The 14,386-nt window shown below is 73.3% G+C and carries 11 protein-coding genes; 9 read left to right on the plus strand and 2 right to left on the minus strand.

Annotated elements, in window-relative coordinates; translation table 11 throughout:
• Positions 1-8: 8 nt before the first annotated feature.
• Positions 9-1,100: a glycosyltransferase family 2 protein gene (locus HBO46_RS01930; RefSeq protein WP_224769330.1), complete on the minus strand. Its 1,092-nt coding sequence runs from the start codon at positions 1,098-1,100 to the stop codon at positions 9-11.
• A 126-nt stretch (positions 1,101-1,226) separates the two neighbouring features.
• Between HBO46_RS01930 and HBO46_RS01935 the strand changes: the two genes are divergently transcribed.
• The 9 genes from HBO46_RS01935 (at position 1,227) to HBO46_RS01975 (ending at position 13,434) form a co-directional block, all read left to right on the plus strand.
• Positions 1,227-4,022, plus strand: coding sequence for a glycosyltransferase (locus HBO46_RS01935; protein WP_166137480.1), 2,796 nt, complete (start codon positions 1,227-1,229; stop codon positions 4,020-4,022).
• A gap of 318 nt (positions 4,023-4,340) precedes the next feature.
• Positions 4,341-5,255, plus strand: coding sequence for a Rossmann-like and DUF2520 domain-containing protein (locus HBO46_RS01940; RefSeq protein ID WP_166137477.1), 915 nt, complete (start codon positions 4,341-4,343; stop codon positions 5,253-5,255).
• Positions 5,252-6,190: a pantoate--beta-alanine ligase gene (gene panC / locus HBO46_RS01945; protein ID WP_166137474.1), complete on the plus strand. Its 939-nt coding sequence runs from the start codon at positions 5,252-5,254 to the stop codon at positions 6,188-6,190. Before HBO46_RS01940 ends, panC begins: the two co-directional genes overlap by 4 nt.
• On the plus strand, positions 6,190-6,609 hold the full coding sequence (panD, locus tag HBO46_RS01950; protein WP_166137471.1) for an aspartate 1-decarboxylase: 420 nt from the start codon (positions 6,190-6,192) through the stop codon (positions 6,607-6,609). Before panC ends, panD begins: the two co-directional genes overlap by 1 nt.
• A 9-nt stretch (positions 6,610-6,618) precedes the next feature.
• Positions 6,619-8,319, plus strand: a complete 1,701-nt coding sequence (locus HBO46_RS01955; RefSeq protein WP_166137468.1) for an L-aspartate oxidase — start codon at positions 6,619-6,621, stop codon at positions 8,317-8,319.
• Positions 8,316-9,242 carry a carboxylating nicotinate-nucleotide diphosphorylase gene (nadC, locus tag HBO46_RS01960; RefSeq protein ID WP_166137465.1) on the plus strand — a complete coding sequence of 309 codons (927 nt, stop codon included), beginning with the start codon at positions 8,316-8,318 and terminating at the stop codon, positions 9,240-9,242. Before HBO46_RS01955 ends, nadC begins: the two co-directional genes overlap by 4 nt.
• Positions 9,242-10,021 (plus strand): type III pantothenate kinase, encoded by a 780-nt coding sequence (locus HBO46_RS01965; RefSeq protein ID WP_166137462.1) that lies wholly within the window; start codon positions 9,242-9,244, stop codon positions 10,019-10,021. Before nadC ends, HBO46_RS01965 begins: the two co-directional genes overlap by 1 nt.
• Positions 10,022-10,203: 182 nt before the next feature.
• The gene (locus tag HBO46_RS01970) at positions 10,204-10,539 is read left to right on the plus strand and encodes a histone-like nucleoid-structuring protein Lsr2 (RefSeq protein WP_166137459.1); all 336 of its coding nucleotides are present in this window, start codon (positions 10,204-10,206) and stop codon (positions 10,537-10,539) included.
• A gap of 315 nt (positions 10,540-10,854) precedes the next feature.
• Positions 10,855-13,434 carry an ATP-dependent Clp protease ATP-binding subunit gene (locus HBO46_RS01975; RefSeq protein WP_166137456.1) on the plus strand — a complete coding sequence of 860 codons (2,580 nt, stop codon included), beginning with the start codon at positions 10,855-10,857 and terminating at the stop codon, positions 13,432-13,434.
• A 78-nt stretch (positions 13,435-13,512) separates the two neighbouring features.
• Here HBO46_RS01975 and HBO46_RS01980 read toward each other — a convergent pair whose 3' ends face one another.
• The gene (locus tag HBO46_RS01980) at positions 13,513-14,379 is read right to left on the minus strand and encodes an HhH-GPD family protein (RefSeq protein WP_224769331.1); all 867 of its coding nucleotides are present in this window, start codon (positions 14,377-14,379) and stop codon (positions 13,513-13,515) included.
• Positions 14,380-14,386 lie beyond the last annotated feature (7 nt).

Here is a 14,386-nt window from a genome sequence, read left to right on the forward strand (position 1 = left end):
CGGCTCGCTCAGGTCTCCTCGGGGTGCAGGCGCAGCGCTGCGGGATCCACACCCGCCAGGTCGAGGACCGGGACGTCGATGCGCACGTGGTCGGCCTCGCGGACCCGGTCCAGAGGGCGGCCCAGCTCGCGGGCGTAGGTCACCACCGCCGCGGCGTCCTCGCGACGGTCCTGGAGGACCAGCCACCCGACCAGCCGGAAGACCGGCGCCATCCGGGTGTCGGTGATCGGCCACTCGGCGTCCCAGAAGTGGGCGACTCCCTCCCGCAGCTCCTTCCACCACTCGTCCTGGCAGCCCGGGATCTCGGTGAAGTAGCGCGCCAGGTCCCCGGGCAGCACCCGGTTGCGGAAGATCCGGGTGACCTTCGCCGAGCCGTGGGCCTGGACCGCGTCGAGGCTCATCTGCTTGGTCCGCCACCGGTCGCGCAGGTCCGCCAGGGTGGCGCGCTGCTGGGTGATCGAGCCGCCGTCCTCGCGCAGCCGCCAGTGGTAGACGACCTCGGGGATCACCGTGAACCGGCGCGCGCGCAGGTAGGCCTCGGTGGTGGCGGGCTGGTCCTCGTAGCGCAGCCCCTCGGGCCAGTGCAGCGCCCCGGCGGCGACGAAGTCGCGGTGGAAGAGCTTGTTCCAGGCGAACACGTCGCCGAGGATCTCGGGGTGCTCCTCGATGGCGACGGTGCGCCGCTCGCGATGCAGCCGGCGCATCCAGGGCAGCCCGACGAGCTCGACGTCGGCCCCGTCGCCATGGAGCCGCTCGACGCCGCCGACCACGAAGTCGGCGCCGTCCGCGCGCTGGGCCTCGACCATCCGCGCGATCGCGTCCGGCGGCAGCAGGTCGTCGGAGTCGGCGAAGCCGAGCAGCTCGCCGCGCACGTGGCGCATGCCCTCGTTGCGCGCCCCGCCGAGGCCCCGGTTGGCGATGTGCAGCACCCGCACCCGGGGGTCGCGCGCGGCGTAGGCCTCGGCGATGTCGCCGGAGGCGTCCGGCGAGCCGTCGTCGACGACGACCACCTCGAGGTCCTCGAAGGTCTGGGCGAGGATGCTGTCGAGACAGGCGGGCAGGAAGTCGGCGACGTCGTAGGCAGGAACGACCAGGCTCACGACAGGGTTCCTCGGACGGCGGCGGAGCAATCTCACGTCCCGCAACCTACCTGTGGGCGCAGCGATGACGCCCCCCGCGCGATACCGTCCATGGTCGGTCTACCGCAGTCTCAACGAAGAGGTCACATGTCCCCCCTTCCGTCCCTGCCGGAGTCCCGCGACGTCGTACGTCGCGCGGCTCGGTCCCTCCGTGCGCGCACCGCTGCCGCCGCCTCCGCCGCGGAGCGCCTGGCCACGAGCAACGGCGGCGCCGCAGCCCAGGGGGGCGAGGCGGACCAGGCAGCCGCCGGGACCGACACCGACGTGATCGTCCCCGGCAGTGCCGGCTACCCGTTCGTGCGCACCTACTGGGGCCTCGGACGCCAGCTGCTCGGTCGTGACGCGCTGCCGCGCTCGGCCGCCGAGGTGCGCTTCGACCCCGAGGTGCTCGAGCAGATGGCGAGCGCCACCCGGCGCGCGCTCGGCTTCTCCGTGCTCACCGAGCGCCTGCTGGCCGGCGACCCGCTGCCGAAGGCGCAGGTCGCGGCGGTGCGGGCGATGTGCGAGGCGCGGCTTGTCAACGAGGCTCGGGCGCTCGCGCTGAGCCTGCGCCACCACCCCGAGGGCGAGACGGCGCTGACGGTCAGCGACGGCGTCGTCCTGCTCGCGGCGATGGGGCGCGCCGACCTCGCCTGGGAGCGCTTCAGCGAGGTCGACGACACGGTGCTCGCGACCCTCGCGCCCGTGGAGGCCATGACCGCGGCGATGTCCCTGCGCACGGCCGAGGGCGACGACCGCGCCGCCGCGATCGCGGCGCTCGCCGTGGCCGACCCCGCCCAGGACCCGCAGGTGTGGGTCGAGCTGGCCGGTCGCCTGGTCGTGCTCGGGCGCACCGAGGACGCCGCCCGGGCCGCCGCCGCGGCCCGTGCCCGCGCCGAGGAGCTCCCCGAGCGCGCCGTGCAGGCCCTCGACAACCTGCGCCGCTGGATCGAGCCGGAGCCCGCCGAGGAGCTGCCGGCCGGCACCATCTCGGTCGGCCTGATCAGCTACGACCAGCCCGACGTCGAGCGTGCCTCGCGCAACGTCGGCGACTACGTCCAGACCCTCGCCCTGCTCGGCAACCTGGCCCGGTTCCGGGGCACCCGGTTCACCGGTGCCGGCGGCCTGGGCGAGCTCGCCACCGAGGTGCAGGGCCGGGTGCGTCCCGAGCTGCAGCTGCCCGGCGGTGACGCCGAGGTCCGCCTGGTCGAGGTCAACCGTGACTTCAGCGTCGGCGACCAGCTGCCGCCCGACACCTGGACGGTGGTCTTCGGCTGGCACATGCACCCGTCGTTCCAGGTGCGCTACGGCATGCCGTACCACCCGCACGTCAAGCCGCTCTTCGTCTCCTTCCACATCAACGACCTCGGCCTGCTCGACGAGGAGACCCTCGACTACCTGCGCGCCAACGGCCCGATCGGCTGTCGCGACTGGACGACCGTCGACCTGCTCCTCTCGGCCGACGTCGAGGCGTTCTTCACCGGCTGCCTGACCACCACCAGCGACGCGGTGTTCCCCGACCGCACCCCCGGTGACGGCAACCGCATCGTCGGTGCCGTCGACCTGCGCCCGCGCCAGGCCCGCAAGGTCGCGGACTCCGCCGAGTCCGTCGAGATCGTGCGCCACGACGGCCCGGAGTACCGCATGATCGGCCTGGTCGACGGGGTGCGCGCCGCGATCGACCTCCTCGAGGACTACCAGCAGCGCTTCCGGCGCCTGGTGACCAGCCGCCTGCACTGCTACCTGCCGGCCTCCTCGCTCGGCGTGCCGACCCGCCTGCTCCCGCCGAAGACCGGCGACGTGCGCTACGACGGCCTGCTCGGCATGCGCCCGGACAGCCCCGAGCTGCTCGGGATGCGCGAGAGCATCCGCGCGCTGCTCGCCGGCGCCTGGGAGCTGGTGCTCGCCGGCGAGTCCGAGGACCGGATCCGCGCCCACTGGCGCGAGGTGACCGCGCCGCTGGTCCGCGAGGCCCGCGAGCGCCTGGCCGCGCCCCTGGACACGCCGCTGGAGGACTTCGACGTCGAGGCCGCGGTGGCCGCCGTGCGCGCCGGCTCCCGTCGCTACGGCCCCCACGAGGTCGTCGTGGAGGGCGAGGTCACCGACATCGCGATGAGCACCGACGCCAACTTCCGCGACATCGTGCCGGTGGCGCTGTCCACCCTGGTGGAGAACGCCTCGGGCCCGCTGCGCCTGTGGATCACCACCCGCGAGGTCGGCACCGCCTACGAGGAGTGGCTCGCCGAGTCCTTCCCGGAGGTGGCGATGACGTTCCTGCCGTGCGATGGCATCGACTACGGCGAGGTCTCGCGGATGATCAAGCACATCACCGTGGCCACCATGGACCGCCTGCTGCTGCCCGAGGTGCTCGACCACCTCGACCGGGTGACATACGTCGACGGCGACACGGTCGTGCAGGGTGACGTCTGCGAGCTGGCCCGCACCGACCTGGCGGGGCACCCGCTCGCGGCCCGGTCCAGCTTCGTGACCCAGGCGCTGCACTGGCGCAACGCCGGCAACGACCTGTCCGCGCAGGCCGCCTCCGACCTGCGGCGGGCGATGGCGGCCCGCCACGCCTACGGCGCCCGCACCTTCAACGCGGGCGTGCTGGTCCTCGACCTCGCCCGCCTGCGCGCCGACCGCTTCAGCCACGAGTTCGTCCCGATGGCGACCGCCTACGGTCTCAACGACCAGGACGTCTTCAACGCCTACGCCGGAGCGAACCGTGCCGCGCTGCCCGAGCAGTGGAACGCCTGGCCGACGTACGACCGGGTCGGCGAGGGCGGCATCGTCCACTACGTCGGCTCCGGCAAGCCCTGGCTGGACCTCCCGGTCCCCGAGTGCGAGCGCTGGCGCGCGGCCGCCGAGCGGTTCCGCGCCCGCCGCGGGCTCGCCCCGGCCTGACCCGTCCGCTGCGCCTCCGGCCGGACCCCGCGCGGGTCCGGTCGGGGGGCGCGCGGGTCCGTGTGTCCCAGGTCATGGGCGGCGCCGTTCCCAGGCGGGACACACGGGCGTAGATTCTGGGTGCCAGGTCGCCTGGGTCATGCTTCAGGCGCGGTGAGGGTCACCCGACACGGGGACCCATCGCCTCCCGCCTCACCCTCCGGCGATCCAGCACCCTCCAGCACAACCGCACAGCACAGTCCGAGCACCGTCCGGTACCCGTCCCGGCCTCCGCAGCGCGGAGGTGGCGGAGGGACTGAAACGTAAGGTTCGAAAACCATGACGCAGCCCCTCCGGGTCGGTGTCGTCGGCGCAGGCCGCGTCGGCGCCGTCCTCGCCGCAGCCCTCCGCGGCGCGGGCCACGAGATCGTGGCCGCCGCCGGCGAGTCCGACGCCTCCCGGGGCCGGATCGCCGCCCTGCTCCCCGGCACGCCCGTCGCGAAGCCGAGCGCCGTCGCCCGCGGGTGCGACCTGCTGCTGCTCACCGTCCCCGACGACAGCCTGCCCAACGTCGTGGCGGTGCTCGCCGCCAGCGGCGCCCTGCGCGAGGGCCAGTACGTCGTGCACACCTCCGGGCGCCACGGCCTCGACGTCCTGGCGCCGGCCGCGGAGCTCGGCGCCCGGGTGGCCGCGATGCACCCGGCGATGACCTTCACCGGCACCGAGGTCGACCTCGACCGGCTCGCCGGCTGCGTCTTCGGGCTGACCGCCGACGTCCGCGAGCGCCCGCTGGTCGAGGCGCTGGTGGCCGACCTCGGCGGCCGGCCGATGTGGGTGCCCGAGCAGATGCGCACGCTCTACCACGCCGGTCTCGCGCACGGCGCCAACCACCTGGTCACGCTCGTGGCCGAGGCGATGGAGATGCTCTCCGCCGCCGGCGCGGACGACCCGGCGGGCACCCTGCGCCCGCTGCTGTCGGCGGCGCTCGACAACGCCCTCGCCCAGGGCGACGCCGCCCTGACCGGCCCGATCGTGCGCGGCGACGTCGGCACCGTCGAGGCGCACCTGGCCGACCTCGTCGCCAACGCACCCCAGACGCTCGGCTCCTACCTGGCGCTCGCCCGCGCCACCCTGGCCCGCGCGGTCACCGACGGGCGGCTGCTGCCGATCCGCGCCGCGCGCATCCGCGAGGCCCTCGACGCGGCGACGCCGGTCGCGCATCCTGCCACCGGAACGGGGGCCGGGCTGTCGTGAGTGCTCGTCCCGTCCTCGCCTCCACCCGCGAGGAGCTCGCCGCCCTGCTCGCCGAGGCCCGCGCCGCCGGACGTCCCGTGGGTCTCGTGCCCACGATGGGCGCGCTCCACGAGGGGCACGCCAGCCTGGTGCGCACCGCCCGCGAGCGCGTCGGCGACGGCCCGGTGGTCGTGTCGATCTTCGTCAACCCGATGCAGTTCGGGGAGGGCGAGGACCTCGACCGCTACCCCAGGACCCTCCCGGAGGACCTCGAGGTCTGCGCGCGCGAGGGCGTGGACGTCGTCTTCGCCCCGAGCGTGGAGGAGGTCTACCCCGGCGGCGACCCGCAGGTGACCCTGGACCCCGGCCCGCTCGCGAGCGTGCTCGAGGGCCGCACCCGCCCCGGCCACTACCGCGGCGTGCTGACGGTCGTCGCCAAGCTGTTCGGCCTGGTCCGCCCCGACGTCGCGGTCTTCGGCCAGAAGGACTACCAGCAGCTCGTGCTGATCCGCCGGATGGTCGCGGACCTCTGCCTCGGGGTCGACGTCGTCGGCGCCGAGACCGTCCGCGAGCCCGACGGGCTGGCGCTGTCCAGCCGCAACCGCTATCTCTCCGAGAGCGAGCGGCTCGAGGCGCTGTGGCTCAGCCGCGCCCTGCGCGTCGCCCAGGAGAACGCGGCGTACGGCGCGGCAGTGGCCCTCGACGAGGCACGCGCGGAGCTGCGCCACGGCAAGCAGGTCGCGCTGGACTACCTCGTCCTCACCACCCCCGATCTCGAGGAGCTCCCCGACGACGTCCCGCCCGGCACCGAGGCACGCATCCTCGTCGCCGCGCGGGTCGGCGCCACCCGGCTCATCGACAACCTCCCCCTGGTCCTGGGGGCGGAACCCGGCTCGACCACGTCCGTGGCGGGCACGCACACGCAGAACACGCACACCAGGCAGGGAGGCAGCTGATGCTGCGCACCATGATGAAGAGCAAGATCCACCGCGCCACCGTGACGCAGGCGGACCTCCACTACGTCGGCTCCGTGACGGTCGATGAGGACCTCCTCGACGCGGCGGACCTGCTGGCCGGCGAGCTGGTGCACATCGTCGACATCACCAACGGCGCCCGTCTGGAGACCTACACGATCGCCGGCGAGCGGGGCTCGGGGATCATCGGGATCAACGGCGCGGCCGCCCGCCTGGTGCAGCCCGGCGACCTGGTCATCCTGATCGCCTACGGCCAGATGGAGACCGCGGAGGCCAAGGCGTACCAGCCCCGCGTCGTCTTCGTCGACGCCGACAACAAGATCATGGCGACCGGCTTCGACCCGGCGGAGGCGCTCGCGGGCACCGGTCTCGTCCGGGGCGACACCGTCGCGGGCCGGTAGCCTGCGGCGATGCCCACCACCGCGGTACGCCGCGTGCCGCGCCGGCTGACCGCGCCGGCACCGGGCTGGACGACCCGCGCGGACGTCGTCGTCATCGGCTCCGGCATCGCCGGGCTGACGGCGGCGCTGCGGCTGCGCGAGCAGGTCGACAAGGTCCTGGTCGTCACCAAGGACCAGCTCGCCGCGGGCTCCACGCAGTGGGCGCAGGGCGGGATCGCCGCCGCGCTCGGCCCGGGGGACACCCCGGCGGAGCACGAGCTGGACACCCTGGTGGCCGGCGCGGGCGCCTGCGACCTCGACGCCGTACGCGTGCTGGTGACCGAGGGGCCGGAGGCGGTGCACGAGCTGATCGCCCTCGGCGCGCGCTTCGACCTCGGCCTCGACGGTGAGCTCTCGCTGACCCGCGAGGGCGGTCACCACCGCGACCGGATCGCGCACGCCGGCGGCGACGCCACCGGTGCGGAGATCCAGCGGGCGCTGATCGCGGCCGTGCAGCAGGCCCCGGAGATCGAGGTGATCGAGCACGCCCTCGCCGTCGACCTGCTGCTGGCCGCGGACGGCGGCGTGGCAGGGGTGACCCTGCACGTGATGGGGGAGGGCCAGCGCGACGGCGTTGGCGCCGTGCACTGCCGCGCGGTGGTGCTGGCCAGCGGGGGCATGGGCCAGGTCTTCTCCCAGACCACCAACCCGGCCGTCTCCACCGGCGACGGCCTGGCGCTGGCCCTGCGCGCCGGCGCGACGCTGCGCGACCTGGAGTTCGTCCAGTTCCACCCCACCGTGATGTACCTCGGGCCGGACTCGGTGGGCCAGCAGCCGCTGATCTCCGAGGCGGTCCGCGGCGAGGGCGCGTTCCTGGTCGACGGCCCGCCGGAGGACGGTGGGCGCCGGATCATGGCGGGCGTCCACGAGCTCGGCGACCTGGCCCCGCGCGACGTGGTCGCGAAGGCCATCACCCGGCGCATGCACGAGACCGGCCGCCCGCACATGTGGCTGGACGCCCGCCACCTGGGCGCGGACTTCTGGGAGCGCCGCTTCCCCACGATCCTGGCCACCACCCGCTCCCACGGCGTCGACCCGGTGCGCGACCTGATCCCGGTCGCCCCGGCCTGCCACTACGCCTCCGGCGGCGTGCGCACCGACCTGTGGGGCCGCTGCGACGTGCCGGGGCTCTACGCGACGGGGGAGGTCGCCTGCTCCGGCGTGCACGGCGCCAATCGACTGGCCTCCAACTCGCTGCTGGAGGGGCTGGTCTTCTCCCGGCGGATCGCGACGGTCCTGCCCGGCGAGCTGCGCCCGTGGGCGACCCCGGCCCCCGACCACCGCGTGCCCGGGCTGGTGGCGGGCCGTGCCCGCGCCGAGCTCCAGGAGACGATGACCGCCCGCGCCGGCGTGCTGCGCAGCGCCGCGGGCCTCGCCGAGGCCGAGGCCGCGCTCGAGCGGCTCGCCGCTGACGAGGACGGCGTGGGCCAGGCCGCCTGGGAGACCACCAACCTGCTGACCGTCAGCGCCGCGCTCGTCGCCGCTGCCCGCGCCCGCGAGGAGACCCGCGGCTCGCACTGGCGCGAGGACCATCCCGATCGCGACGACGTGCGCTGGTCCGGGCACGTCGACGTCACCCTCGGCCCCCGCGACGGCGACGGCGTGAACGTCGCGTTCGTCGCCACCGCACCCACCGACCTCCCCACCGAACCCGCAGGCGGCGCACGATGACCACGCTCGACCCCACGACGACCTTCCCCACCACGGCGTACGACGCGCTGCCCGCCGAGCTGCTCGCCGAGCTCGCCGACGCCGGACTGGACCCGCGCGCGCTGCACCAGCAGATCCTGCTGGCCCTGGCCGAGGACCTGCCCGGGGGCGACGTGACCTCCGAGGCGACGATCCCGGCGGAGGTCCGCGGGGTGGCCGACTTCGGGGCCCGCGGGCCCGGCGTGGTGGCCGGTCTCGGCGTCGCGGCGCTGGTCTTCCACCTCGTGCTCGGCGACGACGTGGTGGTCACCGACCGGGTCCCCGACGGCACACGCGTGGCGCCGGGCGACGTCGTGATGCGGGTCGCCGGGCCGATCCGCGGCCTGCTCACCGCCGAGCGCACCGCGCTCAACTACGCCAGCCACCTCTCCGGTGTCGCCACCGCCACGGCCGCCTGGGTCGACGCGGTCGCCGGCACCCGCGCGCAGGTGCTGGACACCCGCAAGACCCTGCCCACCTTCCGCGCGCTGCAGAAGTACGCCGTGCGCTGCGGCGGCGGCGTCAACCACCGGCTCAGCCTCTCCGACCGCGCGATGGTCAAGGACAACCACGTGGTCGCCGCCGGAGGGGTGGTGCCGGCGCTGGAGGCGGTCCGCGCTGCCCACCCGGGGCTCCGCGTCGAGGTCGAGGTCGGCACGCTGGAGGAGCTGCGCGAGCTGCTCGAGGTCGGCTGCGAGGAGATCCTGCTCGACAACATGCCCACCGAGATGATGGCCGAGGCGGTGCGGATCACCGCCGGCCGCGCGGTGCTCGAGGCGTCCGGCGGGCTGAGCCTCGAGCGGGCCCGGGAGGTGGCCGGCACCGGCGTGGACTTCATCTCGGTCGGGGCGCTCACCCACTCGGTGCGCGTCTTCGACCTGGGCCTGGACCTGCGGGAGGACTGATGCTCCTCGCCGCCGACATCGGCAACAGCCACACCGTCCTGGGACTGCTCGCCGACGGCCCCGGCGGCGAGGTCGTCGCGGACTGGCGGGTCGGCACCGAGACGCGGCGTACGGCCGACGAATGGGCGGTGCTGCTGCGCGGACTGTTGGGCGAGCGGCACGCAGAGGTCGACAAGATCGCCGTCTGTGCCACGGTCCCTGCGGCTCTGCACGAATGGCGCGACATGATCGCGCGGCATTTCCCGGACGCCCCGCACGTCGTCGTGGAGCCGGGAGTCCGCACCGGCGTGCCGGTCGTGATGGACAACCCCCGCGAGGTCGGCTCGGACCGGATCGTCAATGCGCTCGCGGCGGTGAGCGAATTCGGCGGGCCGGCCATTGTCGTCGATTTCGGGGGCACGGCCACGACGTTCGACGTCGTCAGCGCCGCCGGTCAGTACGTCGGGGGCGCGATCGCTCCGGGAATCGAGATCTCCCTGGAGGCACTGGGCCGCCGTGGCGCGCAGCTGCGCCACGTGGAGATCGCCCGGCCCCGGTCGGTGATCGCCAAGAACACCGTCGAGGCGCTCCAGTCGGGGCTGGTGTTCGGCGTGGCCAGCCAGGTCGACGGAATCGTGGCGCGGATGCTGGCCGAGCTCGACGTCCCGGCAGCCGAGGTGAGCGTCGTCGCCACCGGATATCTCGCACCGCTGGTCCTCGCCGAATGCACCTGCTTCACCGCGCATTCGCCGTGGTTGACCCTGCGCGGCCTGGAATTGGTCTTCGAGCGCAATCGCTGAGCAAAGCCGCTTGCCCCTGCCCGGAAGTGGGCGGTGTGATCGCGAGCCGATGCCACCGGGGTTTGGACAGGGGTGGATGGGTTCAAGTCTTTGATTGCCCCGAGCCCGCTTCCCGTGGTTATGATGCATTTCGAATACGGGGACCGTTCGTTTTTCTTCTCCTGAAAGGTCAGGAAATCACGATGGCGCAGAAGATCCATGTGGTGCTCGAGGATGATCTCGACGGCAGCGAGGCCACCGAGACGGTGTCGTTCGCGCTCGACGGCACCAGTTACGAGATCGACCTCAACGACGCGAACGCCCAGGGCCTGCGCGACGCGCTGGCTCCCTACGTCGGTCACGGCCGCAAGGTGAGCGGTGCCGGTCGACGCACCGCGCGCCGCAGCAGCGGCGCCAACAACACCTCGGGTCCCAGCGCCCGCGAGGTCCGCGAGTGGGCGCGCGAGAACGGCTACGACGTGCCCGATCGCGGCCGGGTCTCCGCCGACGTGCGCGAGGCCTACAACGCCGCGCACTGACCTCGAGGGCCCGTCCCCGATCGACCCCCACGGGACCGGGCCTGCGAAGCCGACCTGAGCCACGGTCACGGCCCGTCACTCCTCGTGGGTGACGGGCCCCCGTGTCTCGGGCGCCGTCGGTCCGGGACGCTCCACCGGACCCCCACGCCGCACCGGCGCACCATCGCCGCGGCAGCCCTCCTCGTCCGTGTTCGCTCTCAGCGGATGCCGACAGGGGCTGTGGCGGGAACGCGTAGGCTGTCCGTGGGGTTAGTTCTCTCGATACCACCCTGCCGCCCCGTGGTCGGGTGGCCCCGAAGTTCAGGAGCGATGCGCATGTTCGAGCGGTTCACCGACCGAGCCCGACGAGTTGTCGTGCTGGCCCAGGAAGAGGCCCGCATGCTCTCCCACAACTACATCGGCACCGAGCACATCCTGCTCGGGCTGATCCACGAGGGCGAGGGCGTCGCCGCGAAGGCGCTCGAGAGCCTCGACATCTCCTTGGAGGCCGTCCGCGCCCAGGTCGAGGAGATCATCGGCCAGGGCCAGCAGGCCCCGAGCGGCCACATCCCCTTCACGCCGCGCGCCAAGAAGGTCCTCGAGCTCTCGCTGCGCGAGGCGCTCCAGCTCGGCCACAGCTACATCGGCACCGAGCACATCCTGCTCGGGCTGATCCGCGAGGGCGAGGGCGTCGCCGCCCAGGTCCTGCAGAAGCTCGGCGCCGACCTCAACCGGGTGCGCCAGCAGGTCATCCAGCTGCTCTCGGGCTTCCAGGGCAAGGAGTCGGCCCAGTCCGCGGCCGCCGCCACCGGTGCCGCCGGCGACGCGCCCTCCTCCTCCCTCGTGCTCGACCAGTTCGGTCGCAACCTCACCCAGGACGCGCGTGAGGGCAAGCTCGACCCGGTCATCGGGCGCGAGCAGGAGATCGAGCGCGTGATGCAGATCCTGTCGCGGCGCACGAAGAACAACCCGGTCCTCATCGGCGAGCCGGGCGTCGGCAAGACGACCATCGTCGAGGGCCTGGCCCAGGACATCGTCAAGGGCAACGTGCCCGAGACGCTGAAGGACAAGCAGATCTACACCCTCGACCTCGGCGCGCTCGTCGCCGGCTCCCGCTACCGCGGTGACTTCGAGGAGCGGCTGAAGAAGGTCCTCAAGGAGATCCGCACCCGCGGCGACATCGTGCTGTTCATCGACGAGATCCACACCCTCGTCGGTGCCGGCGCGGCCGAGGGCGCCATCGACGCCGCCAGCATCCTCAAGCCGATGCTGGCCCGCGGCGAGCTGCAGACCATCGGTGCGACCACCCTCGACGAGTACCGCAAGTACCTCGAGAAGGACGCCGCGCTGGAGCGCCGCTTCCAGCCGATCCAGGTGGCCGAGCCCTCCATCGCGCACACCATCGAGATGCTCAAGGGTCTGCGCGACCGCTACGAGGCCCACCACCGGGTCACGATCACCGACGAGGCGCTGGTCTCGGCGGCGACGCTGGCCGACCGCTACATCTCCGACCGGTTCCTCCCGGACAAGGCGATCGACCTCATCGACGAGGCCGGCTCGCGCCTGCGCATCCGCCGGATGACCGCGCCCGCCGACCTGCGTGAGTACGACGACAAGATCGCCGAGGTGCGCCAGCGCAAGGAGGCCGCGATCGACGGCCAGGACTTCGAGGCCGCCGCCCGTCTGCGCGACGAGGAGAAGCAGCTGATCCTCGCCAAGTCCGACCGCGAGAAGCAGTGGCGCGCCGGCGACATGGACGAGGTCGCGGAGGTCGACGAGGAGCTGATCGCCGAGGTCCTCGCGGTCGCCACCGGCATCCCGATCGTCAAGCTCTCCGAGGAGGAGTCGACCCGGCTGCTCAAGATGGAGGACGAGCTGCACAAGCGCGTCATCGGCCAGGACGAGGCCGTCAAGGCGCTCTCCCGGGCGATCCGGCGTACGCGTGCCGGTCTGAAGGACCCCAAGCGTCCCGGCGGGTCGTTCATCTTCGCGGGCCCCTCGGGCGTCGGCAAGACGTGGCTGTCCAAGACGCTCGCGGAGTTCCTCTTCGGCGACGAGGACTCGCTGATCCAGCTCGACATGAGCGAGTTCGGCGAGAAGCACACGATCTCGCGGCTCTTCGGCTCGCCCCCCGGCTACGTCGGCTACGAGGAGGGCGGCCAGCTCACCGAGAAGGTGCGCCGCAAGCCGTTCTCGGTCGTGCTCTTCGACGAGGTCGAGAAGGCCCACCCGGACATCTTCAACAGCCTGCTGCAGATCCTCGAGGAAGGTCGCCTGACCGACTCGCAGGGCCGGGTCGTGGACTTCAAGAACACCGTCATCATCATGACGACCAACCTCGGCACCCGCGACATCAACAAGTCGGTCAACCTCGGCTTCCAGCAGTCCGGTGACGTCGCGGGCTCCTACGAGCGGATGAAGGCGAAGGTCGCGGACGAGCTCAAGCAGCACTTCCGCCCGGAGTTCCTCAACCGTGTCGACGAGATCGTCGTGTTCCCGCCGCTCTCGCGTGCGCAGATCGTGCAGATGGTCGACAACATGGTCGCCTCCGTCGAGCTGCGGCTGCGCGACCGCGACATGCAGCTCGAGCTGACCCAGGCGGCCAAGGACCTGCTCGCCGAGCGCGGGTTCGACCCGGTCCTCGGTGCGCGTCCGCTGCGCCGCACGGTCCAGCGCGAGATCGAGGACGCACTCGCCGAGAAGATGCTCTTCGGCGAGGTCGGCCCCGGCATGATCGTGCTGGTCGACGTCGAGGGCGAGGGGCCGACGGCCACGTTCACCTTCGACGGGCAGAAGGTCAACGCCCTGCCCGACGTGCCGCCGCTGGAGACCGCGGCGCTCGGTGAGGGCACGGTCGAGGGTCCCGACGACAGCGAGGGTCCCGTCGACGTCCCCAAGTCGAGCGACAAGGACTGAGCAGTCCCGCAGCATCCGAGGCCCCGGCTCCCGTGAGGGAGTCGGGGCCTCGGCCGTCTGCGGGCTCCTCAGCCCGGCTCAGGGCAGGGCGTAGGTGTCCGCGGAGAGCCGGGCGACCAGCCCGTCCGAGACGAGCCCGGCCAGGCAGCGCAGCCGCTGGGTCTCCTCGCTCCACACCGCGTCCAGGGAGCTGCGGTGCACCGGTCCCTCGCTGTCGCGCAGCACCGCGAGCAGCCGGCCTCGGCACTGCCGGTCGGTGCCCGCCCACGCCTGCGTGGCGCGCTGCGGCCCGTCGTACGCCGGGTGCCCGGCGGCGCGCCAGGCGCACAGGTCGGCGACCGGGCAGGCCTCGCAGCGCGGGCGCGCGGCCGTGCAGACCAGGGCACCGAGCTCCATGGTCGCGATCGACCAGGTCGCCGCGTCGGCCACGTCCACCGGCAGCAGCTCGGCGGCCACGTCGCGCTCGGCCCGGGTGACCGCGGGGGCCGGCATCGCCTCGCCGCGCACGGTACGGGCCAGGACCCGGCGCACGTTGGTGTCCAGCACGACGTGGCGTCGCCCGAAGGCGAAGGTGGCGATGGCGGCCGCGGTGTAGTCGCCGATCCCGGGCAGCGCACGCAGGTCGTCGTAGTCGGGCGGCACCGCTCCGTCGAAGCGCTCCACGAGGGCGCACGCGGCGGCGTGCAGGCGCAGCGCGCGACGGGGGTAGCCGAGCCGGCCCCAGGCGCGGACCGCCTCGCCGGTGGTCTCCGCGGCCAGGTCGGCGGGGGTCGGCCAGCGCTCGAGCCACTGCGCGTGCACCGGCAGCACCCGGACCACCGGGGTCTGCTGGAGCATGAACTCCGAGACCATGACCGACCAGGGGGTGGCCGACGGGGAGCGCCAAGGCAGGTCGCGGGCGTGCTCGTCGTACCACTGGAGGAGTGGCTCGTGCAGGGCGCTCACCGGTTCA

The organism is Nocardioides ochotonae (genome assembly GCF_011420305.2).
Lineage (GTDB): Bacteria > Actinomycetota > Actinomycetes > Propionibacteriales > Nocardioidaceae > Nocardioides > Nocardioides ochotonae.

Bases quoted from the DNA above. Each gene is read 5' to 3' on its own strand.
- HBO46_RS01935 (WP_166137480.1), top strand. From the start codon at position 1,227: ATGTCCCCCCTTCCGTCCCTGCCGGAGTCCCGCGACGTCGTACGTCGC.
- HBO46_RS01940 (WP_166137477.1), top strand. From the start codon at position 4,341: ATGACGCAGCCCCTCCGGGTCGGTGTCGTCGGCGCAGGCCGCGTCGGC.
- panD (WP_166137471.1), top strand. From the start codon at position 6,190: ATGCTGCGCACCATGATGAAGAGCAAGATCCACCGCGCCACCGTGACG.
- HBO46_RS01955 (WP_166137468.1), top strand. From the start codon at position 6,619: ATGCCCACCACCGCGGTACGCCGCGTGCCGCGCCGGCTGACCGCGCCG.
- nadC (WP_166137465.1), top strand. From the start codon at position 8,316: ATGACCACGCTCGACCCCACGACGACCTTCCCCACCACGGCGTACGAC.
- HBO46_RS01965 (WP_166137462.1), top strand. From the start codon at position 9,242: ATGCTCCTCGCCGCCGACATCGGCAACAGCCACACCGTCCTGGGACTG.
- HBO46_RS01970 (WP_166137459.1), top strand. From the start codon at position 10,204: ATGGCGCAGAAGATCCATGTGGTGCTCGAGGATGATCTCGACGGCAGC.
- HBO46_RS01975 (WP_166137456.1), top strand. From the start codon at position 10,855: ATGTTCGAGCGGTTCACCGACCGAGCCCGACGAGTTGTCGTGCTGGCC.